Source organism: Kribbella sp. NPDC000426, from assembly GCF_040300265.1.
Classification (GTDB): Bacteria; Actinomycetota; Actinomycetes; order Propionibacteriales; family Kribbellaceae; genus Kribbella.
In genome coordinates, this window is sequence record NZ_JBEPDK010000002.1 from 113,812 (window position 1) to 135,462 (window position 21,651).

Here is a 21,651-nt window from a genome sequence, read left to right on the forward strand (position 1 = left end):
TCCACGCCGCCAAACGGGACTGACGATGACTTTGCTTCTGCGCTGTCCGACCGGGCACTCTGTGCTCGTGGGCGGACGACGTGGCTGACACCAGGTCAGCAGCTGGTGACGGTTCGGAACCGGGGGTTCCGAACCAGGATCAGCATGCCCAGGAGCTGGCGAACCTCATCGCCCAATCCACCCCCAAACCCCGAGGCTTCTGGCGCCGCCGCCGCAAAAAGCCGGCCGACCAGGACCCGACCCCCACAACACCGCCGCCCGAGGCCCAGTCCTCCGACGGACCCGCTGCCGAGGCACTCGACGGTGCAGTCACCCCTGCCCCCAAGGACAAGGTGACGCAGGACGGCACCCCCACGCCCAACCAGCCAACCGAGCAGTCAGCTGAGCCCACCGCGAGCACGTCCGACGCCCCCAAGCCCGCCGACGCCGCAGCCACGGCCGCCGGAGCCACGGCCGCCGGAGCCCTCGCGACGGACTCCGACCAGCCTGGTACGACCGACGCGTCCTCCGGGACCAACCAAGCGACCTCGAACGCCACCTCGAACGGCGCATCCGCCTCGGCCGACCCGTCGGCGGCCGAGCCCACCGACGTACACACGGACGACGCCACCGGCGACGCGGCTAAAGCCTCCGCGCACGCGAATGGCGACACCGCACAGACCGACGTCGGTACAGCGAAGGCCGGCGACGGCACGGGCCAGGCCGGCGATGGCAGCGTGCCGGGTGGTCACGGCACGGCGCAGGTCGACGTGGCGCAAGCCGGTGACGGCACCTCGCAGGCTGGTGACGGCACGGCGGAGGACGAAGGCGCCGTGCCGGGCGGCGCCGGAATGGCGCAGGCTCGTGACGGTGCTGGACCCGCCGGCGCAGGCGCCGCACAGGGCGGTGAGGGCACGGAGCGGGCCGGCGAGGGTAGTGCGCAGGCTGGTGACGGCAGCGCGGTACCAGATGCGGGCCGTGCGGGATCGCCGCGGGCTGGAGGCACCGGCGTACCCGAGGTAGCCGACGAGGTGCGGCCGCGAGTGGGTGTTGTGTACGAGCCGGATGAGTCGCCTGACGGCTTTCCGCTCGAGTACGGCAACATCATCATCGGTCTGCCCAAGCAGCCGGAAAACACCACCCAGGACGCCGCAGGAACACAGTCTGACGCCGACCCGGACGCTCAGACCGGCTCAGGTGAGCAGTCGGACGTGAGCGACCCCGACCCAACGGACGCAGCCGCCCACGAGAGCGCCGACGGTGCTTCGGACGGGACCGACCTGGCTGGCGAGTCGGGTGCGGAGGAAGGCACGGCCGAGCAGGCCGAGCCCGCGGCCGCGGACGAGTCAGTTGAGATCGCCCACGAGTCGTCGGACGGCGTGGTGGACGAGGCTGAGGACGGTGCTGCCGCCGAGGTACCTGAGGACGCCACCGACTCGGCAGGCGAGTCGAGCGCTGAAGGCGCGGAGCACGCGAGCGAGTCGAACGCTGAAGGCGCGGAGCATGCGAGCTCCGAGGCCCCAGAGGCCGCAAGCGGCGCTGAGCCTGGTGCTGCCGGCGCGGCTGGTGCTGGAGCGGCTGGTGACGGCGTGGTTGGTGACGGGCCGGATGCAGCGGACGGCGACGTAGTGGAGTCGGCGGTTGATGGTGCTGCTCATGCAGGACGGCATGCTGCGGGCGCTGCAGTTGACGCGGATGCTGCGCAAGAGTCGCCGGGGGCGCCTGAGGCGGACGGTGCGGCCGAGCAGGCCGAGCGCGCGGCCGCGGACGGTGACGCCGCCGGTGACCAGGCCGTGGACGAGGCCGCGGACGGTGACGCCGGGGATGAGGCCGCGGACGGTGACGCCGGGGATGAGGCCGCGGACGGTGACGCCGCGGACGGTGATGCTGGTGATCAGGCCGCGGATGAGACCGCGGAGGAGACGGCAGTCGGCGGTGTCTCGGGTGGGGCGGCTGGTGGGTCCGCGGATGGTGCGGGCGAGGCGGCCGTGGATGGTGACAGGGCTGCTGGTGAGTCTGTGGATGGGCCGACGGGTGCCGGCGCGGATGGTGCTGGCGACGGGACTGGCGATCAGGCTGGGCGGGATGGCGGCGCAGGTGCTGCTAGCGGCACGGCCGATGAGTCGGCTATCGGTGATGGCGACGACGCCGGCGGTGAGGGCGCTGAAGCTTCTGATGGGGCTGTCGAGGGTGACGGCGCCGGGGCTGCAGATGGTGCCGCTGTAGGTGAGTTGGCCGACGAGACTGCGGATGGCAGTGCGGGCGAGCGTGATGCCGACGGCCCGACCGATGGTGACGCGGGCGGCGCGGTGGCTGGTGCTGCTGCTGGTGAGGCTGGCGAGCCCGATGGTGAGTCGGCTGGCGGTGGCGACGACGCCGGGACCGGCGGTGAGGGCGTTGACGCTGCCGATGAGGGTGCTGAGGGTGGCGCCGATGGCGCGGTGGATGGTGCTGCCGTAGGTGGGTCGGCGGATGAGGTTGGGGACGAGGCTCGGAGTGCTGAGGGCGACGGCGAGGGGTCGGCTCAGGAAGAAGAGGAGCTGAGCGCGGCGCAGTTGGCGGAGCGGTTGGCGGCTGAGCAGGCTGCTATGGCTTTGATTACTGCGTTGATGAAGTTGCGGGGTGTGCTGGCCGGTAGTCGGTTGCCGCTGGAGGTTGTGGGGGCTGACGAGGCTCGGCAGCAGCAGAAGGCGATGCTGGATCAGCTGGATGACTACCTGCTGCCTCGGTTGGTGCAGCTCGAGGCGCCGGTGCTGGCTGTGGTCGGTGGGTCGACCGGGGCCGGGAAGTCGACGCTGGTCAACACCGTGATCGGCAAGGTTGTGAGTGAGCCGGGCGTGTTGCGGCCCACGACCAGGTCGCCGGTGTTGATTCATCACCCGGCGGATGCGGACTGGTTCGTGGGTGACCGGGTGCTGCCGGGGATGGCGCGGACGAGTTCGGACGAGCCGGGTGGCATGGAGGATGCGGGGCAGCTGCGGTTGGTTGCCGCTGACACCGTCCCGCGCGGGCTCGCGATCCTGGACGCACCGGACATCGACTCCGTCGTCGAGGCGAACCGTGATCTCGCGACGCAACTGCTCGGGGCGGCCGATCTCTGGTTGTTCGTCACCACGGCGGCGCGGTACTCCGACGCCGTCCCGTGGGAGTTCCTGCAGAGCGCGTCGGATCGCAGCACGGCGGTCGCGGTTGTGCTCGACCGGGCTCCGAGCGAGACGATCGACGACATCACCGGGCACCTCGCGCAGATGCTGCTCGAGCGCGGACTCGGCGATTCGCCGCTGTTCTCCATCCAGGAGACAGTTGTCGATGGCAACGGGATGTTGCCGCAGGCATCGGTTGCCTCGATCAAGGACTGGCTGATCGACCTGGCCGCCGACGCGGAGGCTCGCGCGGGCGTGGTCCGCCGCACCTTGCAGGGCGCGGTCAGTGCGATGGTGAAGAAGACGCCGCCGTTCGCGGAGGCTGTGAAGGCGCAGGCCGATACTGCGATCGAGTTGCGGTCGTCGGTGGAGTCGGCCTACGACCAGGCTGTGAAGGACATCGCCAAGGCGTGCCAGGACGGGACGCTGCTGCGGGGCGAGGTGCTCGCTCGGTGGCAGGAGTTTGTCGGCACGGGCGAGTTGCTGAAGGGTCTGCAGTCCAACGCGGGCCGGCTGCGTGATCGGTTGAAGACTTCGCTCGGCAACAAGCCGGCGGAGACGCGTGACGTGAGTGACGCGATCCAGTCCGGGCTGGAGTCGCTGTTGCGCGAGCACGCGACAGCCGCCGCGGAACGTGCCGAGAAGGCGTGGCAGGCAACCGCGCCCGGTCGCCAACTGCTGGCTGCCGGTGATGCCCAACTCGCCGAGCAGGACGCGGACAGCTCGCTCGGCGCGTTGTCGCCGGCGTTCCCGGATGCGGCGGCTCGTGCCGTCCGGGAGTGGCAGGAGTTCGTGCTCGACGTGATTCGTAAGGAAGGCGGCGCCAAGAAGTCGACGGCGCGCATCCTGGAGTACGGCGTGAATGGGCTTGGCCTCTCGCTGATGGTGGTGGTTTTCGCCCGCGAGACCGGGATCCCGAAGGGTGCCGAGGCAAGCGTCGGTGCGGGCAGCGCGGTGGTCGGGCAGCGGCTGCTGGAGGCAGTTTTCGGCGACAAGGCAGTTCAGGGCATGGTGGACAAGGCACGCGAGGACCTTGACGGTAAGGTTCATGCACTGATGGATGCCGAATTCGCCCGCTATCTGGCTGTCCTTGACCAGCATCCGGTCGACGCCGAGACGGCCAGGCAACTGACGGAGGCCGCGCGCGCGGTGGAGGACTGCACGTGACGGAAACAGTGGATACGGTCGAGACCCCGGTGCGGGGCGAAACCGATGTCCTGAAGAAGATCGATGCCATCGACGTGGCCGCGAAGGCCGGCGACGGCCGGCTCGACCCGGTGGTGCTCACCGAGGCGACGCAGATCGTCGACCGGGCCGGACAACGCCTGCGCATGTCCGGCGACCTCACCGTGGTCGCGCTGGCCGGCGCGACCGGCTCCGGCAAGTCGTCGCTGTTCAACGCGCTGACCGGGCTGGACCTGGCCGCGATCGGAACGCGTCGGCCCACGAGCTCGATGCCGCTTGCCTGTGTCTGGGGTGACGAGCCGGCCGGCGAGGTGCTGAGCTGGCTCGGGATCCCGCGCCGGCACCAGGTGCAGCACCGGAGCTCGCTCGAGGAAGCGCACTCCGAGGACCTGGACGGCCTGGTCCTGCTGGACCTTCCCGACCACGACTCGACCGAAGTCGAGCACCGCCTGATCGTCGACCGGCTCGTGGAGCTGGTCGACATGCTCGTGTGGGTGGTGGATCCGCAGAAGTACGCCGATGCGGCGCTGCACAACCGGTACATCAAACCGTTCGCCTCGCATTCCGGGGTGATGGTGTTCGCGTTGAACCACATCGACAAGCTGACGCCGGACCAGCGGAAGAGCTGCCTCGAAGACCTGGACCGGCTGCTCAAGTCGGACGGGCTCAAGTCGCCGACGGTCGTCGCGACCTCGGCCGTCAGCGGTGACGGTCTCGAAGAGGTGCGTGGCCTGCTGGTGAAGCGGGTCAGCAACAAGCGCTCCGCACGTGAACGGCTCTCTGCCGACGTCGACCGGGTCGCGGATCGCATGGCGAGCCAGTGCGGTAACGCGAAGACTCCGGAGATCGCCGACGCGGACGTCACCGAGTTGGTCGACGCGCTGTCGGACGCGAGCGGCCTGTCGGTCGTCGCAGACGCAGTACGCCGCTCCTACCTGCAGCGTGCTCGTGCTGCAACGGGGTGGCCGTTGACCAAGTGGCTGGAGCGGTTCCGTCCGGATCCGTTGCGGCGGCTGCACGGCGACCAGGTGTCGCGCGAGCAGGGCAAGGCGTTGCGCAAGTCGGCGTCGAGCGAGGTGGCGATCGCACGCTCTTCGTTGCCTGCGGCAACACCGGTGCAGCGGGCGCGGATGGATGCCGCCGTCCGCACGATCACGAACAAGGCTGCGGAAGGGCTGTCGCGTCCGTGGGCCGACTCGGTGCGTACGGCGATCCGGCGGCGCGAGGAGTCGCTGGGCGACGAGCTCGACCAGGCGGTCGCCCGGACGGACCTCGGCGTCTCCAACAACCCGGGCTGGTGGAGCTTCGCCCGGATCGTGCAGTGGCTGCTGTTCCTGGTCACGCTCGGCGGCGCCGCGTGGCTGATCGCCTTGCTGGTGGCGCGGATCGCCGATCTGAACGACCCGCCGCTGCCGGAGTGGAACGGCATCCCCTACGCATGGGTCATGCTGGTCGGTGGTGCCGTCCTGGGCCTGGCGCTCTCCTTCGTCTGCCGGGTGTTCGCGACCAACGGTGCGCTGCGTCGCTCCCGGCAGGTGGCCAAGGCGCTGCGGACCGAACTCGAGAAGGTTGCCGACAGCCACGTAGTTGCGCCGGCCCGCGACGAGCTGGCCGCCTACACAACGTGCCGCGACAGCCTCGCCACTGCACGCGGCTAGGCCTTCGCTGAGCGGATAGTCGAGCTGCCGCCTGGGCGCGCGCAAGAGCTGGCGCGCGCCGAGGCGGACAGCACAGGTCAGAGCTCGGCGTCGGGAGCGTACTGCGACATCGAGATCTTGGCCGCGGACATCAGGTCGTCCTCCGTCGTCGTTCCGGAGGCGCGGATCGCTTCGATCCACGCGCGGACCGATTGCTCGTTGTAGCTGATCACCTCGGCGGAGTTGGCCATTTCGGTCGGGTCGGCGTCCGCCGGGAGCTCGCCGGTGACGTAGAGCCCGAGGCCGAGCAGACCGCCGTCCCAGCCGGGGCCGACCCAGAGCGCGCCAGCGCCGCCGGGCGCCGGAGCCTCGCTCATCGAGTGCTCGAGCTCCAGCTCGGTGGAGGCGTCCGCTCCGGGGAGCAGACGCAGCTCGAGGAGACTGTTGGGGCCACCAAAGGTCACCTTGAACCGCTTGGGCGGCTCGCATTCCAGGATCTCGCCGCCGGCGTTGCCCTCCAGCTGGAAGGTGCCGCCGACCTCGAGGTCGCCGGAGACGGGCATGAACCAGCGCTTCATCCGGTCGGGGTCCGTGAGGGCGTCCCACACCTCCGCCGGCTCGGCCTGGTACGACCGGCGCATCAGCACCGTCACGGTCTCGCCGGTGCGGCTGACTTCGCGCTGGACCGCGTTGATGTGCTCGAGGATGTCGATCACAGGTAATTCCCTCTCCTGCTCGGCTGCTGGGATGGACCTCAGAATGCCGGGCCAGGCTTATATAAGTCAAGCGTGAGATAATCATGCTGCCTCCGCCGCCAGTGGGAGTGAGGTGACGGGGTACTCCTCGGCGGGGAAGGGCGCCGCGGTGGTCTCGGCAGGTGCGGGATGTGGAGCGAGCGCGGAGCTGTCGAACGCGGCCTCGGCGCGGGGCGCGTTCTTGGTGAAGATCGCCGTACCTCTGCTGAGGTCGTGGCCGATGGAGAATGCCTCGAGGATGACCTTGCTGATCTGCTCGCCGGCGTCGTTGGTCCACTCGTGGGTCCGGAGCCGTCCGGTGACGATGACGGGCTGGCCGGTTCGGATCGAGTCGAATGCGTTCTGAGCCAGGATCCGCCAACAGTCGACGGTGAACCAGGTCGTCGGTTTGTCGATGAGCCGCTGGCTGGTCTTGTCGAACTGGCGTGGGGTCGAGCCGATCCGGAAGGTGGCGTGGGGTTGCTGCCCGATCTCCTTGAAGTCGGGGTCGCTGCCGACCCAGCCTTGCACTGTCACATACGTGTCGCCGACGCTCATCGCGGTTGCCGTCCCTTCGGTGCGGGGTTGCCTGTCGGCAGAGAAGATGCACCGGTCGCGGCTTGGTGAGACGCCCGAATTCGTGCCTGTGGAGAAAGCACATAGGCTCTAGGCATGGCGGAATTCATCTACACGCTTCGCAACGTCCGGAAGGCGCACGGCGACAAGGTCGTTCTCGACAACGTCACCCTGAACTTCCTCACCGGCGCGAAGATCGGCGTGGTCGGGCCCAACGGCACCGGTAAGTCCTCGCTGTTCAAGATCATGGCGGGGCTGGACCAGCCCTCCAACGGCGAGGCGCGGCTGGCGGAAGGGGCGACGGTCGGGATCCTGCTGCAGGAGCCGCCGTTGACCGAGGGCAAGACCGTGCTGGAGAACGTGCAGGAAGGGGTCGGCGACACCAAGCAGAAGCTCGACCGCTTCAACGAGATCTCCGCCGAGCTGGCCGACCCGGACGCCGACTACGACACGCTGCTCGCCGAGATGGGCGACCTGCAGACCGAGCTCGACCACCGCAACGCCTGGGACATCGACGCCCAGCTGGAGCAGGCGATGGACGCGCTGCGCTGCCCGCCGCCGGACGCGATCGTCGACAAGCTCTCCGGTGGTGAGCGCCGCCGGGTCGCACTGTGCAAGCTCCTGCTGCAGCAGCCCGATCTGCTGCTGCTCGACGAGCCCACCAACCACCTGGACGCCGAGTCGGTGCAGTGGCTGGAGCAGCACCTGCAGAAGTACCCGGGCGCCGTCATGGCGATCACCCACGACCGGTACTTCCTGGACAACGTCGCCGAGTGGATCCTCGAACTCGACCGCGGCCGGACGTACGGCTACGAGGGGAACTACTCGAAGTACCTGGAGACCAAGAAGGCGCGTCTGGTCGTCGAGGGCCAGAAGGACGCCAAGCGGCAGAAGATCCTGGAGCGCGAGCTCGAGTGGGTCCGGTCGAACGCGAAGGGCCGGCAGTCCAAGAGTAAGGCCCGCCTCCAGCGGTACGAGGAGCTGGCCGCCGAGGCCGAGCGCGCCAAGAAGCTGGACATCGACGAGATCAACATCCCCGCCGGTCCGCGCCTGGGCAGCACGGTGCTCGAAGCGAACAAGCTGGTCAAGGGCTTCGGCGACCGCAGGCTCTTCGACGGCCTGAGCTTCTCGCTGCCCCGGGCCGGCATCGTCGGCGTCGTCGGGCCCAACGGTGTCGGCAAGTCAACGCTGTTCCGGATGATCGTTGGCGAGGAACAGCCGGACGCCGGCAGCCTGAAGCTCGGTGACACGGTCAAGATCTCGTACGTCGACCAGTCGCGCGGCGGTCTGGACCCGAAGAAGACGGTCTGGCAGCAGGTGTCCGACGAGCTCGACTTCATCAAGGTCGCGAACTTCGAGATGCCGAGTCGGGCGTACGTCGCGTCGTTCGGCTTCAAGGGTCCGGACCAGCAGAAGCCCACCGGAGTCCTGTCCGGCGGTGAGCGGAACCGGCTGAACCTGGCGCTGACGCTGAAGATGGGCGGCAACATGCTGCTGCTCGACGAGCCGACCAACGACCTGGACGTCGAGACCCTGCAGTCGCTGGAGGATGCGCTGCTGGAGTTCCCGGGCTGTGCGGTGGTCGTGTCCCACGACCGGTGGTTCCTGGACCGCGTGGCGACCCACATCCTCGCCTGGGAAGGCAACGACGAGGACGAGGCCCAGTGGTTCTGGTTCGAGGGCAACTTCGCGTCGTACGAGGCGAACAAGGTCGAGCGGCTGGGCCCGGAGGCGGCCCGTCCGCACCGCGTCACGCACCGCAAGCTCACCCGCGACTGAGCGAGCTGTCGAAGGACCCCGCTTCCGGATCGGAGGCGGGGTCCTTCGTGTTTCCTGATAGTTAGCCCTTGCGCTAAGTATCGGCCGACGGCGATACTTAGCCTCATGGCACAGTATTCGGCCGAGGTGGACGGGGTGTTCGTCGCGCTCGCTGATCCGACCCGGCGTAGTGTGATCCGGCGGCTCGGGCGCGGGCCGACCAGCGTGGGCGAGCTTGCGGCGGACTTCCCGATCACGCTGCCGTCGTTCATGAAACATGTCCGGACGCTCGAGTCGAACGGGCTGATCCGCACGGTCAAGGTCGGCCGGGTGCGGACTTGTGTGCTGAATCGCGAGCGGCTGGCGCTCGTCGACGACTGGCTCGCCGAGCAGCGCCAGATCTGGACCGACCGCACCGACCGGCTGGAACGCCTGGTCACCGAACCGAACGCACAATCAGAAGTCCAGCAGGAGGAAGAGTCATGATCGATCCCGAGCTTGATCTGACCGTCGAGCGCGTGATCCGGGCGCCGCGGGCGACCGTCTGGAACGCCTGGACCGATCCGGCGAAGTTCGCCCAATGGTGGGTGCCGGCCCCGGCCGTGTGCCGCGTCGAGCGGCTCGAGGTTCGTCCCGGCGGCGCAATGGTGACACAGCTGAGCGAGGACGGAAAGCAGTTCGTACCGCATCTCGACGCGAGCTTCCTCGTGGTCGAGGAGATCGAGCGGCTGGTGTTCACCAACGCGATCGACAGCAGTTGGCGTCCGGCCGATCCGGAGCCGTTCCTGATGACCGCCGAGGTGACGCTCGCCGAACACCCGGAGGGCACGGACTACCGCATCATCGTGCGCCACGGCACGCCTGCAGCAAGGGCGCGGCACGAGGAGCTGGGATTCGCGGACGGCTGGGGAACCGTCACGAAGCAGCTCGCTGCAGTCGCGGAGGGCGTGCGATGAAGCTGGTGCTGACGGAGTTCGTGACGCTGGACGGGGTCAGCCAGGGCCCGGGGTCTCCGACCGAGGACACGAGTGACGGGTTCACGCGTGGAGGCTGGTTGGTGCCGTTCATCGACGAGCTGTTCGTACGGCGTACCTCGGAGTGGCTCGATCGTGCCGACGGGCTGTTGCTGGGCCGGCGGACGTACGACGCGTTCGCGCGGGACTGGCCCCGGATCACCGACCCCGACGATCCGTACGCGGACGGGATGAACTCGTTGCCGAAGTACGTCGTGAGCCGAACGATCGGCGCGGGTGACTGGCAGCCGACCACTGTCCTCCAGCTCGAAGGCGTCGAAGAGCTGAAGGCGCGCGAGGGTCGCGAGCTACAGATCCACGGGAGCGCTCGATTGGGGAGCGCCCTGTTGAGGGCGGGAGTGGTGGACCTGGTGAGATTGGTGGTTGCACCAACGGTCATCGGGGCCGGTCGGCGGCTGTTCGAGCGGTCGGAGGACACCGCAGGGCTCAAGCTGGTCAAGCATGAGGCGACGCCGAGCGGCCTCATGCTGCTCGAGTACGAGGCCGTCGGCGTTGCTGCGGTGGGGGAGTACGAAGGCGTCAGCGCGTTTGTGTGACGTGGTCGTCGAGGACGGCCCGCACCACAGCGAGGTCTGAAGTGATCAGCGCTTTCCACAGCGCCCAGCCGCGGGCGCGGGCCCACATGCCGGCGTCCTGGCCAACGGCCTCGCGAAAGGCGTCGCGCGAAGCCCCCGAGAAGAACGTGTACGCGATCACCAGATCGCAGGCCGGATCGCCGACGCCCGACGTACCGAAGTCGATGACGGCTGTCAGCCGGCCCTCCTGCACCAACAGGTTCCCATGCGCGATATCGCCGTGGAACCACACCGGGGGCCGATCCCACTGAGACGCCAGAGCGGCGTCCCACACCTCGCCCGCGAGGTCCGCATCGATGCGGTCCTTCAGTACGACGAGGGCCTCGACCGTCTCCTCGTGGTAGTGCTGCAGCGGCGCACCGCGATAGAAGCTGTGCTCTCCGGCAAGCGGTCCGCCCGTGGCGTCGATGCTCTGCAGCGCGTGGATGAAGTCCGCGATCGACTCGGCAAAGGCGATGAGGTCGGTCACGGTCTCGGTCGACGCGGTCCGGCCGTCGATCCATCGCCGGATCGCCCACGGATGCGGATACCCCTCACCCGGCGCACCCTTGGCGATCGCGGTCGGGATCTCGACCGGCAGGTACGGCGCGAGCACCGGCAACCACTGGTGTTCCTTGTCCACCGCTGGCACGTAGGCAGCGGCCGTCGGCAGGCGCGCGGTCAGGTCCGTGCCCAGCCGGTACGTCCGGTTGTCCCAGCCGTCGACCTTCACCGGCCTCACCGGGAGGTCGGCCCACTGCGGGAACTGCGTCGCGATCAGCCGGCGTACCAGCTCTGCGTCGATACCGGCCCGGCCGTCGATGTCTGTCACGCCGAGAAGCCTTCCGGAGCCGTCCGGCACGCTCAAACGCTTTAGCCGCCGGCTTCAGCGACCGAGTCGGCGAGGAACGCGGAGATCGTCCGGAGCTCTTCGACGCTCCGCGACGCGAGGACGCCGTGCATCCGCTCGCCCTGCTCGGCGTACAGCGGGACGAGCTTGTCCTGGATCGCCTCGAACGACGGGGTGACGACCACCTTGCGGCGATCGCCGGGATCGGGCCGGCGGGTGACGAAGCCGTGCGACTCGAGCCGGTCGATGACGCCGGTGACCGTGCCGGAGGTCAGGCCGGTGTGTTCTGCGAGCTGCCGCGGCGTCAGCGGGCCGTACGCCTGCAGCAGCGTCATGAACTGCGAGTCGCTCGCGCCGAGTCCGACCTTGGCGGAGACGGCGTGGTTGTACAGCACGACCTCGGCGATGAACCGGATCATGCGCTGCTGGATCTCGCCGGTGAGCTCTTCACGCGTACTGGTCATGGTCCGCCTCAGCATAGGGCTTGCATTTCTCTTGGATCTCCAAGATACTCGGATTACCGAGATACTTGAAGGGACGAGACAAATGAAGGTTCTCATCATCGGCGGCGGCACCGGCGGCCTGGCGCTGGCGCACGGCTTGAAGCGGGCCGGTATCGGCGTGACCGTGTTCGAGCGGGACGCGGTCCGGACCGACGGCCTGCACGGCTACCGGGTCGGGATCGACCCGGACGGCAGTCGCGCGCTGCATGCGCTGCTGCCGAAGGAGCTCTACGACACGTTCGTGGCGACGAAGGCGCGCGACCCGAAGTACTTCAACATGCTCACCGAGGACTACAAAGAGGTCCTCTCGATGGAGATCCCGCAGTCGACGGATCCGGTCGAGAGCGAGAAGTCGATCAGCCGGATGACACTGCGGCAGGTGCTGCTGACCGGGCTGGACGACGTCGTCGAGTTCGGCAAGGAATTCACCCGGTTCGAGCAGCACGGCGAGCAGGTCACGGCGCACTTCGCCGACGGTACGAGCGCCACCGGTGACCTACTCGTCGCCGCGGACGGATCAGGCTCGCGGGTACGGCGTCAGTACCTGCCGCAGGCGAAGACCGAGGAGACCGGCATCGTCGCGATCGCGGGCAAGCTGCCGATCACCGAGGAGAGCGCGAAGCTGGTCCCGCCGAAGGTGTTCGAGGGCATCTCGATCGTCACCGCGCCGCGCGGATTCGCCTGCATCCTGCACGTGATGGAGTTCCAGTGGGACCGCGACGGCCACCTCAAGAGCGGCATCGGCGGCAACACCGAGGAACTCATCCGCCGCTGGCCGGGCCTGCAGTTCGACAACACCCGCGACTACATCAACTGGGGCCTGTCCGCGACCAGGGACAAGTTCCCGGCGAACATCATGCAGCTGGGCGGCGAGGAGCTGATCAAGGTCGCCCTCGACGCCACCCCGGGCTGGCATCCGAACCTGCGCCGGCTGTTCGAGCTGACCGATCCGGGCACGTGCTTTCCGGTGAACATCTGGACCTCGGTCCCGCTCGACCCGTGGAAGACCACGAACGTCACGCTGCTGGGTGACGCGATTCACACCATGACACCGGGTCGTGGCGTCGGCGCGAACACCGCGCTCCGCGACGCGGTGAACCTGTGCCGCGCGTTGATCGACGTACGCGACGGTCGTCGGGAGCTGATCCCGGCCGTCAACGCGTACGAGACCAAGATGATCGAGTACGGCTTCGACGCCGTGATCAAGTCGCGGGCGCAGATGACGTCGGCCGACCCGGTACACAAGCCGGTCGTCGGGCGCGTCGCACTGGCCGGCATGCGTACGGCGATGCGCACCGTCAACCACCTGCCGGCGGTCAAGCGCCGGATGCGGGACAAGATGATGGCCTACCGCGGTGCCGACCGGGATGAGTTGGCGCTCGAGATCACCCCGGCCGTGCACTGATCAGCGCTGGCCGATGTGCTCCGAGACCGCGTCGAAGACCCGGCCGACGGCGGCGAAGTCCTCGGAGCTGGCGAGGTCGACCAGGTGCTCCCGGACGCCTTCGACGTGGTACGGCGCGGCCTGCTCGAGCAGCGAGAACCCGGCGTCGGTCAGCTCGGCCCAGACGCCGCGCTTGTCGCTCGTGCACGACGTACGGCGGACCAGGTCGGCGGCCTCCAGGCGGCCGACCGTGTGGGTCAGGCGCGACCGGCTCTGGTGCAGCCGGTCGGCCAGATCCGCCATCCGGAGCCGCCGGTCGGGGGACTCGGAGAGCCGGACCAGGATCTCGTAGTCGTTGATGCCGATGCCGAACCGGCGCAGGTCGTCGTCGAGCTTGGCCATCAGGCGTGCGGTGCCCAGCAGGTACGCACGCCACGCCACCTGCTGCTCGGGGCTGAGCCACCGAGTCCCAGTCTCCATCGTCGTCACGGGAACAGTGTACCGGGAATGTAGTTGACTTTTAAACCGTTACTGCCTACTGTCGTAGTCATCGGTTGAAGTTTTAACTATAGACCCGGCTGCGTCGCCCCCGACCAGTACGTACACCTTCCCGAGAGGACCCCATGAGCGACACCACCACCGGCACCCTGACCAGCACCATCCCCGGCCTGGTCGCCGGTACGTACGCCCTCGACACCGCGCACACCGAGATCGGCTTCACCGTCCGGCACCTGATGACCAAGGTCCGTGGCACCTTCCAGGAGTTCAGCGGCGAGATCACCGTCAAGGACACCATCGAGGAGTCCGGCGCGAACGTCTCCATCGAGCTCGGTTCCGTGCACACCCGGAACGAGCAGCGCGACGGGCACCTGAAGTCCGGCGACTTCTTCGACGCCGAGAACAGCCCGAAGATGACCTTCGTCAGCACCGCCATCAAGCCGGAGGGCGACGACTACGTCCTCGCCGGTGAGTTGACCATCAAGAACGTGACCAAGCCGGTCGAGCTCGGCGTCGAGTTCCTCGGCGTCGACCAGAACGCCTACGGCCAGACCATCATCGGCTTCGAGGCCTCGACCTCGATCAGCCGCAAGGAGTGGGGCATCGACTTCAACGTCCCGCTCGAGGGTGGCAAGCTCCTGATCGGCGACAAGGTGGAGATCCACCTCGACGTCCAGGCCGCACTGCAGGCCTGACGCACCACGACCAAAGCCCCGCATCCCAGGTGGATGCGGGGCTTCGTCATGCCTGGACCATCCGGTGGGCGAGGTCGGCGTACAACTTCCCCAAGGTCTCGGGGTCACCGCGGTGCGGCGTGTACCAGCGGGCTACGTCGATGGAGAGCGAGAGTACGGCGAGGGTGGTGCCGGGCAGGTCGCTGACGGCGAACTCGCCGGCTGTCACGCCGTCGGCGAGGACCTGTTCGATCTGCAGGGAGATGGCGCGGCGGATCGTCGCGACCTCGGCCAGGTGTTCGGGGGAGAGGGCGGCGAGCTCGTACTGCACCACGCGCGCGATGGTGTGGTGCTCGGCGTGCCAGGCCGTGAAGGCCGCGACGAGTGAGCGGAGACGATCCGCGGGGGTGGCGCCGGCGTCGGCGGAGCGCAGTACCTCTAGCGCTGCGTTGTGGCCGTAGAGGCTGATCTCGAAGAGCAGGCGCTCCTTGGACGGGTAGTGCACGTAGAGCGCGGCCGGACTCATCCCCGCGCGGGACGCGATGTCGCGGGTCGTCGTGGCCTGGTACCCGCGCTCGGCGAACGCGTCGACGGCGCCGGTCAGCAGCCGGCGTGCGGCGGCCGGCTGGACATGCTCCCAGACCAGGGGACTCGTGACTGCGGACACGTTGACACCTTGCACCAAACGCAGGAAGCTAAGCAAGCGCTTAGCCAGACATCTCACACCTTGGGGAGGCCTAGATGGAGCGCGTCATCTTCAACGAGGACCACCACGCATTCCGGGCCAGTGCGAAGGAGTACTGCGACCGCTCGCTGGTACCGCGGATGGAGCAGTTCCTCGAAGAGAAGACGATCGACCGGGCCGCCTGGCTGGAGGCCGGCAAGCAGGGCTTCCTCGGTCTCGACGTACCGGAGGAGTACGGCGGGTCGAGCGTCGGCGACTACCGCTTCAACCAGGTCTTCGCCGAAGAGGTCTCGAAGGTCTCCGCGTCGCTGTCGAGCTGCTTCGGCATCCACTACGACTGCTGCGCGCCGTACTTCGTCGACCTCGGCACCGAGGAGCAGAAGCAGCGCTGGCTGCCCAAGTTCTGCTCCGGTGAGTACGTCGCCGCGATCGGGATGACCGAGCCGTCGGGCGGCTCCGACCTCGCCGCGCTGAAGACGACCGCGAAGCGGGCCGACGGCGGCTGGGTGCTGAACGGCTCCAAGACCTTCATCACCAACGGCGACATGGCCGACCTGGTCATCGTCGCGGCCCGGACCGACCCGTCGAAGGGCGCGAAGGGCATCACGCTGTTCGTGGTCGAGGAGGGTATGGAGGGCTTCGCCCGCGGCCGCAAGCTCGACAAGGTCGGCCAGACCGAGTCCGGTACGTCGGAACTGTTCTTCGAGGACTTGTTCGTCGGCGACGACAACGTGCTCGGCGAGCTCGACCGGGGATTCATCCACATGATGGAGCGGCTGGCGCAGGAGCGGATCGGCGCCGCGGTGTCGAACATCGCGCACGCGACCCAGATCCTGCACGAGACGATCGAGTACGTGAAGCAGCGCAAGGCCTTCGGTCAGTCGGTCGGCTCGTTCCAGTACAACAAGTTCCTGATCGCCGAGCTCGTCACCAAGGTCGAGGTCACCCAGGCGTACGTCGACAACGGCGTGGTCGCGCACGACGAGGACCGGCTGTCCGCGGTCGATGCCGCGAAGACCAAGTGGTGGAGCGCCCAGGTGCAGAACGAAGTACTGGACGCGTGTGTCCAGCTGCACGGCGGGTACGGCTACATGAACGAGTACCGGGTGGCCCGCGCCTGGCGCGACGCCCGCGTGACGAAGATCTGGGCCGGCTCGAACGAGATCATGAAGGAACTCATCGGCCGCGATCTGGGCCTCTGAAAGGGACAAGAGATGCCTGAAGCAGTCATCGTCTCCACCGCGCGGTCGCCGATCGGGCGTGCGTACAAGGGATCGCTGACGACGATCCGGCCGGACGACCTCGCGGTCCAGATGATCAAGGCGGCGACCGAGAAGATCGGGCTGACCGGGGACCAGATCGAGGACCTCGCGCTCGGGTGTGCGGAGCCGCACGACGAGCACGGGGGCAACATGGCCCGCCGGGTTGCGGTGCAGCTCGGCTGGGACAACACCCCGGCGACCACGGTGAACCGGTTCTGCGCGTCGTCGACGCAGACCGCGCGGATGGCCTTCCACGCGATCAAGTCCGGTGAGGGCGACATCTTCGTCAGCGCCGGCGTCGAGTGCGTGTCGCGGTACAAGAACTTCGGCTCGGCCGGGGTCGGCGACCCGAGTTCGTTCAACCCGGTCTTCACCGACGCGGTCGCGCGGACCGAGAAGTACGCCGAGACCAACGACACCTGGCACGACCCGCGCGCGGACGGGCAGATCCCGGACATCTACATCTCGATGGGCCAGACGGCCGAGAACGTCGCGACGCTGCGCGGGATCACGCGGGCCGAGCAGGACGTGTTCGGCGTACGGTCGCAGAACCTCGCCGAGAAGGCGATCGGGAACGGGTTCTTCGAGCGCGAGATCGTCCCGGTGACGCTGCCGGACGGCACGGTCGTGAGCAAGGACGACGGCCCGCGGGCGGGTACGACGCTCGAGGGCGTCAGCGGGCTGAAGCCGGTGTTCCGTCCCGACGGCACAGTCACGGCGGGCAACTGCTGCCCGCTGAACGACGGCGCCGCGGCGGTCGTGATCATGAGCGACACCAAGGCCCGCGAGCTCGGCCTGACGCCGCTGGCGCGGATCGTGTCGACCGGGGTGAGCGGTCTGTCGCCGGAGATCATGGGCCTCGGCCCGGTCGAGGCGTCGAAGCAGGCGCTGGCCCGGGCCGGGATGAGCATCAACGACATCGACCTGGTCGAGATCAACGAGGCGTTCGCGGTCCAGGTGATCGGTTCGGCGCGCGAGCTCGGGATCGACGAGGACAAGCTGAACGTGCACGGCGGCGCGATCGCGCTCGGCCACCCGTTCGGGTCCACCGGTGCGCGGATCATGACCACGCTGATCAACGGGCTGCAGTTCGAGGACAAGCAGTTCGGCCTCGAGACCATGTGCGTCGGCGGCGGCCAGGGTATGGCGGTCGTGCTCGAGCGTCTCAGCTGATGACGCTGGAGAACCGTACGGCGATCGTCACCGGGGCCTCGCGGGGGATCGGGCTGGCGGTCGCGCAGCGGCTGGTGGCCGACGGCGCGCGCGTCGTCATCACCGGCCGGACCAAGGAGACGCTGGACGAGGCGGTCGCCACGCTGGGCGGCCGGAAGCACGCGTTGGGGATCGCCGGAAACGCTGCGGACGCCTCGCACCGCGGTGCGGTGGTTGCGGCAGCGGTGGCGACGTACGGGTCGGTGGATCTGCTGGTGAACAACGCCGGCATCAACCCGATCTACGGGAAGCTGCTCGACGTCGACCAGGGCGTCGCGGCCAAGATGGTCGACACCAACGTGCTGGCCGCGATCTCGTGGGTGAGAGCCTGCCGGGACGCCTGGATGCGCGCGCATGGTGGTGCTGTGGTCAACCTGTCGTCGGTGGCCGGTCTGGGACCGTCGCCGGGCATCGGGTGGTACGGCGCGACCAAGGCGATGCTGTCCCGGATCACGCAGGAGCTGGCCGTCGAGCTGGCTCCGGAGATCCGGGTCAACGCTGTGGCTCCGGCGGTGGTCAAGACCAAGTTCGCCGGAGCCCTCTACGAAGGGCGTGAGGAGAAGGTCGCCTCGACGTACCCGCTCGGTCGGCTGGGCCGGCCGGAGGACGTCGCCTCGCTGGTGTGGTTCCTGCTGTCCGACGAGGCGTCGTGGATCACCGGCCAGACCATCACGATCGACGGCGGGCTGACGTTGAACGGCGGGATCGCCTAGGGCTGCCGGCCCTGCCAGGCCACCAGTTGGTCGTACGGCGGGGCGTCGTCGGCGACCGGCACGACCGGGCCGAACGGGATCTGACCGCCACGTGGCTCGGCGGGCAGGTACTGCTTGCTCATCGGGAGCAGGTACGTCGCGATGCCGTCGTCGAGCACGTCCAGCCGGCCGGTGGCTTTGGCCAGGTCCCACGAGTGCGTCGCGAGCTCGCGGGCGTAGGAGACCAGCGCGACGGCGCCGGAAACCGTGCCCCACGGAACCCGGCAGACCCGCTCCAGCACGTCGTCTGCCGCGAGGGTCGCCTCCAGGGCGGTCCGGCGCTCCTTCCAGAGACCGGCGACGTCCTCGGTCTCGGTCACTGTCGGGATGCTGAAGATGTCCTCGCCGGACAGCGCCAGATCGATTCGGCCGACCACGGTGAGCAGGTGGCCGAGCAGCGTACGGACGTCGTACTCCGTGCACGGCGTCGGCAGGCCGAGTTCCTCCGGCCTGACCGACTCCATCAGCTGCTGGGCCTGGTCGAGGGCTCGGACGAACATCGGTCGGGGGTCTTCGAAGTTGTTCATGGCAAACAGCTTCGCGGGGTATATACGACATCTTCTGTCGCATATTCTGACCTCGTGCGAGCGGACCGGTTGTTGCAGATCATCCTGCTGCTGCAGCGGCATGAGCGGCTGAGTGCGCGCGACCTCGCCGAGCGGCTGGAGGTGTCGACGCGGACTGTCATGCGTGACATGGAGGCGTTGTCGGCTGCCGGGGTACCTGTCTACAGCGAGCGCGGGCGCAACGGCGGCTGTGTGTTGCTGCCGGGCTATCGGGCCGACGTCAGTGAGCTGACGCCGCGGGAGGCGCAGGCGCTGTTCGCGTGGTCGGGGCGGGCTGCCTTGTCGGAGGAGTTGGGGCTGCAGGACGCGCTGCACTCCGCGATGGGGAAGCTGTCCGCGACGCTGCCGCTGGAGTTGCAGGGAGACGCGGATGCGTTGTCCGGTGCGATCGTGGTCGACCGGCGGCGCTGGTTCGCAGAGGCCGAGGACCACGGTGCCTTGCCGGTACTGCGACAAGCTGTGGTCAAACGCAGACGGGTCCGCCTGCGGTACGCGTCGGCCAGCGAGGGCGTGCAGCGACGTACGGTCGATCCGTGGGGGCTGGTGGAACAGGCGGGGCGCTGGTACCTGGTGGCGGCCCATCGCGGGGCGGCGCGGATGTACCGGGTGTCGCGCGTGGAGCACGCGGACGTCCTTGAGGAGCTGGCGGATCGGCCGGACGGGCTCGACGTACGGGCGGAGTGGGAGCGGCTGCGGTCGGGGCTGGAGCGGCAGATGCCGCTGGGGGTCGACGTACTCGTCCGGGTGCGGCCGGAGCGCGTCGAGATGGTGCGGCGGATCGCGACGCCGATGCTGGCCAAGGGCGAAGTGGCGCGTGACGTGCCGAGCGACGACGACTGGCCGCACCTGCGGATGCAGTTCCGGGTGCGGGAGGCGGCGTGCGGGGTGTTGCTCGGGTTCGCCGGTGATGTGGAGGTGCTGGAGCCGGCCGACATCAGGGCGCGGATGCTGGAGCTGGCCGAGGCCGCGGTCGCGACCTACCGCTGACGGGTCGCGACGAAGGTCTGCCGCAGGATGATGTTGCCATCGGCATCTTCATCCTCGTTGCGCCAGTGGAAGCCGGTCTCGGTGATGCCGGTGAACTCCCAGCGGGTCTTCGCGCTCTGCGACTCCAGCGTGATCGTGTCCGCGGTCGCGTGTGCGACGAACGGCATCACGAAGGCTGCCTTCGGCCCCATCCAGGTCGAGCGGAACGCCTGCAGCTCGGGATCGAAGATGCGCATCGACAGGCCCCACTCGCCGTCGCCCTCGGTGGCGCGGGCCGCCCGGCTCGGGGTGATCCAGATGTCCGCGACTGCGCGTCCGTCGAGCACCCAGGCGAAATGCCACTCGCCCTTGGTCTGCCGGGTGACCGCGCCGCTCTCGTCGTACCAGGCGACGTCGAGATCCCAGCTGCCGATCAGCGGGGCGAACGGCGCGAACGGTTCGGCGTACTCCGGGCGCGGGCCGTCGGAGACCATCAGCTCGGCGAAGGTCCGGGCCGCCGAAGCGCCGTCGGTAATCTGCATGATTGTTGTTTACGCCTGACCTCAGAACGCGGTCAAGCACAAATGCGGACGCCCCGCCGCCGGTGACCCCGTCGCGTGCAACCACGATGGCACTTCCGGCGGTCGGGGCGATCAGTCCGACAGCACCGCGTCACTCTAGTACGACTCCGCTACACAGCCGAATCACGAGACTCTCGCCGCTGTTGCGATCGCGTTGCTGGTTGTTAATGCATGGCGTGGACAGGACGTGCTGGTTAGGGTCCGGGGCATGACGAGGCTCGTGGCGGTCCGGCAGGCGGTGGGTGACGACGCCGAGGCGGTGGCGGCAGTACGGCGGGCTGTGTACTCCTACAAGGCGATGTCAGCAGCCGCGACGCGGCACGTGATGACTGTGGCGGCGCCGGCGGAGCGGTTCCTGCCGCTGGTGGCCGAGGTCGACGGCCAGGTGGTCGGCTGGGGCGCGGCCGGACTCAGCGTCTGGACGAGCGAACCGGGGGAGAGCCACCTCACGATCTTCGTGCATCCGGACCACCGCAAGCAGGGCATCGGCAGTCAGTTGGCCGAGCGGTTGCACCAGCACCTCACCGAGGTCGGTGCGATCCGGGTGCGGGCGTTCGTCCACCCGGACGGCCTGGAGTTCGCCCGCAACCTCGGATACGACGGCGCGCGGCAGATGCACTTCGCCGGGGTCGAGCTGACGTCGTTGCCGGAGCCGCCGGAGACGCCCGCGGGGATCGAGTTGCGGTCGTTCGACGAGGTCGACCCGCGGGCGGCGTACACGGCCGACACGATCACGGCCCTGGACGAGCCGACCGATGCGCCGATGGACTCGATCGAGTACGACCGGTGGCTCGCGGAGATCTGGGACAGCCCGTCGATGGACAAGTCGCTCAGCATCGCGGCGATGGCCGGTGACGAGATGGCGGCGTTCACGATCGTCGAGACCGATGGCGACCGGATGTGGTCGGGCATGACCGGCACGATTCCGGCGTACCGCGGCCGGGGTCTGGCGAAGCTGGTGAAGTCGGTGGCACTGCGCCGGGCGGCCGCGGCGGGGATCACGTCGGCGTACACGTCGAACGACGACGAGAACGGGCCGATGCTTGCCGTCAACAACTGGCTCGGTTACCGCCGCGTCCAGACCGAGCTCGGCCTCCTGCGCACGCTGGACAACTGAT

The 21,651-nt window shown here is 68.5% G+C and carries 21 protein-coding genes; 13 read left to right on the forward strand and 8 right to left on the reverse strand.

Annotated elements, in window-relative coordinates; translation table 11 throughout:
- The first annotated feature begins 80 nt into the window (after positions 1-80).
- On the forward strand, positions 81-4,289 hold the full coding sequence (locus tag ABT313_RS08415) for an AAA family ATPase (RefSeq protein ID WP_350850117.1): 4,209 nt from the start codon (positions 81-83) through the stop codon (positions 4,287-4,289).
- Positions 4,286-5,965 (forward strand): GTPase, encoded by a 1,680-nt coding sequence (locus tag ABT313_RS08420; RefSeq protein WP_350850119.1) that lies wholly within the window; start codon positions 4,286-4,288, stop codon positions 5,963-5,965. Before ABT313_RS08415 ends, ABT313_RS08420 begins: the two co-directional genes overlap by 4 nt.
- Before the next feature lie 77 nt (positions 5,966-6,042).
- Here ABT313_RS08420 and ABT313_RS08425 read toward each other — a convergent pair whose 3' ends face one another.
- Both ABT313_RS08425 and ABT313_RS08430 read right to left on the reverse strand, forming a co-directional pair.
- Positions 6,043-6,660, reverse strand: coding sequence for an SRPBCC family protein (locus ABT313_RS08425; protein WP_350850121.1), 618 nt, complete (start codon positions 6,658-6,660; stop codon positions 6,043-6,045).
- 81 nt (positions 6,661-6,741) lie between these two features.
- On the reverse strand, positions 6,742-7,236 hold the full coding sequence (locus ABT313_RS08430) for a single-stranded DNA-binding protein (protein WP_350850123.1): 495 nt from the start codon (positions 7,234-7,236) through the stop codon (positions 6,742-6,744).
- Positions 7,237-7,350: 114 nt separating this feature from the next.
- Between ABT313_RS08430 and ettA the strand changes: the two genes are divergently transcribed.
- The 4 genes from ettA to ABT313_RS08450 all read left to right on the forward strand — a co-directional run bounded on the left by ettA (position 7,351) and on the right by ABT313_RS08450 (position 10,582).
- On the forward strand, positions 7,351-9,033 hold the full coding sequence (ettA, locus tag ABT313_RS08435; RefSeq protein ID WP_350850125.1) for an energy-dependent translational throttle protein EttA: 1,683 nt from the start codon (positions 7,351-7,353) through the stop codon (positions 9,031-9,033).
- Positions 9,034-9,138: 105 nt separating this feature from the next.
- Entirely contained in the window at positions 9,139-9,498 is a 360-nt protein-coding gene (locus tag ABT313_RS08440) for an ArsR/SmtB family transcription factor (RefSeq protein WP_350850127.1), read from the forward strand.
- Positions 9,495-9,968 carry an SRPBCC domain-containing protein gene (locus tag ABT313_RS08445; protein WP_350850129.1) on the forward strand — a complete coding sequence of 158 codons (474 nt, stop codon included), beginning with the start codon at positions 9,495-9,497 and terminating at the stop codon, positions 9,966-9,968. Before ABT313_RS08440 ends, ABT313_RS08445 begins: the two co-directional genes overlap by 4 nt.
- The gene (locus ABT313_RS08450) at positions 9,965-10,582 is read left to right on the forward strand and encodes a dihydrofolate reductase family protein (RefSeq protein WP_350850131.1); all 618 of its coding nucleotides are present in this window, start codon (positions 9,965-9,967) and stop codon (positions 10,580-10,582) included. Before ABT313_RS08445 ends, ABT313_RS08450 begins: the two co-directional genes overlap by 4 nt.
- On the opposite strand, the gene ABT313_RS08455 is transcribed toward ABT313_RS08450, so the two are convergent.
- Both ABT313_RS08455 and ABT313_RS08460 read right to left on the reverse strand, forming a co-directional pair.
- Positions 10,566-11,432 (reverse strand): aminoglycoside phosphotransferase family protein, encoded by an 867-nt coding sequence (locus tag ABT313_RS08455; RefSeq protein WP_350850133.1) that lies wholly within the window; start codon positions 11,430-11,432, stop codon positions 10,566-10,568. The genes ABT313_RS08450 and ABT313_RS08455 overlap by 17 nt on opposite strands.
- Before the next feature lie 41 nt (positions 11,433-11,473).
- Positions 11,474-11,914: a MarR family winged helix-turn-helix transcriptional regulator gene (locus ABT313_RS08460; RefSeq protein ID WP_350850135.1), complete on the reverse strand. Its 441-nt coding sequence runs from the start codon at positions 11,912-11,914 to the stop codon at positions 11,474-11,476.
- Positions 11,915-11,996: 82 nt separating this feature from the next.
- Here ABT313_RS08460 and ABT313_RS08465 point away from each other — a divergent pair, with 82 nt between their 5' ends.
- On the forward strand, positions 11,997-13,358 hold the full coding sequence (locus ABT313_RS08465) for an FAD-dependent oxidoreductase (protein WP_350850137.1): 1,362 nt from the start codon (positions 11,997-11,999) through the stop codon (positions 13,356-13,358).
- Here ABT313_RS08465 and ABT313_RS08470 read toward each other — a convergent pair whose 3' ends face one another.
- On the reverse strand, positions 13,359-13,817 hold the full coding sequence (locus tag ABT313_RS08470) for a MarR family winged helix-turn-helix transcriptional regulator (RefSeq protein WP_350852085.1): 459 nt from the start codon (positions 13,815-13,817) through the stop codon (positions 13,359-13,361).
- 143 nt (positions 13,818-13,960) lie between these two features.
- Here ABT313_RS08470 and ABT313_RS08475 point away from each other — a divergent pair, with 143 nt between their 5' ends.
- Positions 13,961-14,530, forward strand: a complete 570-nt coding sequence (locus ABT313_RS08475) for a YceI family protein (protein ID WP_350850139.1) — start codon at positions 13,961-13,963, stop codon at positions 14,528-14,530.
- A gap of 46 nt (positions 14,531-14,576) precedes the next feature.
- On the opposite strand, the gene ABT313_RS08480 is transcribed toward ABT313_RS08475, so the two are convergent.
- Entirely contained in the window at positions 14,577-15,176 is a 600-nt protein-coding gene (locus ABT313_RS08480) for a TetR/AcrR family transcriptional regulator (protein WP_350850141.1), read from the reverse strand.
- 74 nt (positions 15,177-15,250) lie between these two features.
- On the opposite strand from ABT313_RS08480, the gene ABT313_RS08485 reads away from it, so the two are divergent.
- Genes ABT313_RS08485 through ABT313_RS08495 form a run of 3 tightly spaced genes read left to right on the forward strand, consistent with a single transcriptional unit; the run spans position 15,251 to position 18,381 of the window.
- Positions 15,251-16,396: an acyl-CoA dehydrogenase family protein gene (locus ABT313_RS08485; RefSeq protein ID WP_350850143.1), complete on the forward strand. Its 1,146-nt coding sequence runs from the start codon at positions 15,251-15,253 to the stop codon at positions 16,394-16,396.
- Positions 16,397-16,408: 12 nt separating this feature from the next.
- Positions 16,409-17,629, forward strand: coding sequence for an acetyl-CoA C-acetyltransferase (locus ABT313_RS08490; RefSeq protein ID WP_350850145.1), 1,221 nt, complete (start codon positions 16,409-16,411; stop codon positions 17,627-17,629).
- Positions 17,629-18,381: an SDR family oxidoreductase gene (locus ABT313_RS08495; RefSeq protein ID WP_350850147.1), complete on the forward strand. Its 753-nt coding sequence runs from the start codon at positions 17,629-17,631 to the stop codon at positions 18,379-18,381. Before ABT313_RS08490 ends, ABT313_RS08495 begins: the two co-directional genes overlap by 1 nt.
- On the opposite strand, the gene ABT313_RS08500 is transcribed toward ABT313_RS08495, so the two are convergent.
- The gene (locus tag ABT313_RS08500) at positions 18,378-18,947 is read right to left on the reverse strand and encodes a TIGR03086 family metal-binding protein (protein WP_350850148.1); all 570 of its coding nucleotides are present in this window, start codon (positions 18,945-18,947) and stop codon (positions 18,378-18,380) included. The two genes, ABT313_RS08495 and ABT313_RS08500, sit on opposite strands and share 4 nt — an antisense overlap.
- A 54-nt stretch (positions 18,948-19,001) precedes the next feature.
- Between ABT313_RS08500 and ABT313_RS08505 the strand changes: the two genes are divergently transcribed.
- Positions 19,002-19,973 (forward strand): helix-turn-helix transcriptional regulator, encoded by a 972-nt coding sequence (locus tag ABT313_RS08505; protein ID WP_350850150.1) that lies wholly within the window; start codon positions 19,002-19,004, stop codon positions 19,971-19,973.
- Here the strand turns inward: ABT313_RS08505 and ABT313_RS08510 are convergent.
- Entirely contained in the window at positions 19,964-20,494 is a 531-nt protein-coding gene (locus ABT313_RS08510; protein WP_350850152.1) for a hypothetical protein, read from the reverse strand. The two genes, ABT313_RS08505 and ABT313_RS08510, sit on opposite strands and share 10 nt — an antisense overlap.
- Before the next feature lie 247 nt (positions 20,495-20,741).
- Between ABT313_RS08510 and ABT313_RS08515 the strand changes: the two genes are divergently transcribed.
- The gene (locus ABT313_RS08515) at positions 20,742-21,650 is read left to right on the forward strand and encodes a GNAT family N-acetyltransferase (RefSeq protein ID WP_350850154.1); all 909 of its coding nucleotides are present in this window, start codon (positions 20,742-20,744) and stop codon (positions 21,648-21,650) included.
- Position 21,651 lies beyond the last annotated feature (1 nt).

Bases quoted from the DNA above. Each gene is read 5' to 3' on its own strand.
- ABT313_RS08470 (WP_350852085.1), bottom strand. From the start codon at position 13,817: ATGGAGACTGGGACTCGGTGGCTCAGCCCCGAGCAGCAGGTGGCGTGG.
- ABT313_RS08495 (WP_350850147.1), top strand. From the start codon at position 17,629: ATGACGCTGGAGAACCGTACGGCGATCGTCACCGGGGCCTCGCGGGGG.
- ABT313_RS08510 (WP_350850152.1), bottom strand. From the start codon at position 20,494: ATGCAGATTACCGACGGCGCTTCGGCGGCCCGGACCTTCGCCGAGCTG.
- ABT313_RS08450 (WP_350850131.1), top strand. From the start codon at position 9,965: ATGAAGCTGGTGCTGACGGAGTTCGTGACGCTGGACGGGGTCAGCCAG.
- ettA (WP_350850125.1), top strand. From the start codon at position 7,351: ATGGCGGAATTCATCTACACGCTTCGCAACGTCCGGAAGGCGCACGGC.
- ABT313_RS08500 (WP_350850148.1), bottom strand. From the start codon at position 18,947: ATGAACAACTTCGAAGACCCCCGACCGATGTTCGTCCGAGCCCTCGAC.
- ABT313_RS08515 (WP_350850154.1), top strand. From the start codon at position 20,742: ATGACGAGGCTCGTGGCGGTCCGGCAGGCGGTGGGTGACGACGCCGAG.
- ABT313_RS08460 (WP_350850135.1), bottom strand. From the start codon at position 11,914: ATGACCAGTACGCGTGAAGAGCTCACCGGCGAGATCCAGCAGCGCATG.
- ABT313_RS08485 (WP_350850143.1), top strand. From the start codon at position 15,251: ATGGAGCGCGTCATCTTCAACGAGGACCACCACGCATTCCGGGCCAGT.
- ABT313_RS08440 (WP_350850127.1), top strand. From the start codon at position 9,139: ATGGCACAGTATTCGGCCGAGGTGGACGGGGTGTTCGTCGCGCTCGCT.
- ABT313_RS08490 (WP_350850145.1), top strand. From the start codon at position 16,409: ATGCCTGAAGCAGTCATCGTCTCCACCGCGCGGTCGCCGATCGGGCGT.
- ABT313_RS08465 (WP_350850137.1), top strand. From the start codon at position 11,997: ATGAAGGTTCTCATCATCGGCGGCGGCACCGGCGGCCTGGCGCTGGCG.
- ABT313_RS08430 (WP_350850123.1), bottom strand. From the start codon at position 7,236: ATGAGCGTCGGCGACACGTATGTGACAGTGCAAGGCTGGGTCGGCAGC.
- ABT313_RS08475 (WP_350850139.1), top strand. From the start codon at position 13,961: ATGAGCGACACCACCACCGGCACCCTGACCAGCACCATCCCCGGCCTG.
- ABT313_RS08445 (WP_350850129.1), top strand. From the start codon at position 9,495: ATGATCGATCCCGAGCTTGATCTGACCGTCGAGCGCGTGATCCGGGCG.